This window comes from Streptomyces glaucescens, assembly GCF_002154375.1.
GTDB lineage: Bacteria > Actinomycetota > Actinomycetes > Streptomycetales > Streptomycetaceae > Streptomyces > Streptomyces glaucescens.
Genome location: NZ_MUND01001075.1, coordinates 1 through 575 on the forward strand (window position 1 = coordinate 1; position 575 = coordinate 575).

The following is a 575-nucleotide window of genomic DNA, read 5'->3' on the forward strand; positions in this document are numbered from 1 at the left end:
GGGCAGATCGCGCGCGCGGCCGTGCTCCTCGACCCCTCCCCCTTCGCCTCCCTCACCCTCGTCTGCTCGGGCCCGGCGGAGATCTCCACGGCACAGCAGGCCCGGGTGAAGCTGCTGCGGGACGCGCTGGCCGTGATGTCGATGGACCGGGTGTGGGAGGCGATCCTGGCGATGGGCGCCCCGGAGGACGTGGGCGGTCCGGCCCGGGGGCTGGGCGGTCCGCAGCAGTTGCGCCGCCGCTGGCTGGGACATTCGCCGGCGCAGCTCGCCGCCACGGGGCACCAGTTGTGCACGGAGCCGGACCGGGTGGACGAGCTGGCCGCCGTGTCGCTGCCGTTTCATGTGCTGTCCGGCGTACGGGACGGGACCTGGCCGGTGCCGCTGCTGGACGAGATGGCGTCGCGGCTCGGCGCGCACCGCACGGTGGTGACGGGCGCCGAGCACTCGCCGAACCTGGACCGGCCGCTGGTGACCGCCCGTGCGGTGGCCGACTTCTGGGACCGTCACCGGGCGCGTTAGCCCGGCAACGGGACCCCGGTGCCTGACCCTCGGTCGCGCTGCGGGCCGGGGGCGAC

1 pseudogene is annotated in these 575 nt (G+C 75.7%); it reads left to right on the forward strand.

Annotation, left to right across the window (positions count from 1 at the left end):
- A pseudogene (locus CCN42_RS40685) lies at positions 1-519 on the forward strand (alpha/beta hydrolase); the annotation flags it as partial.
- Positions 520-575 lie beyond the last annotated feature (56 nt).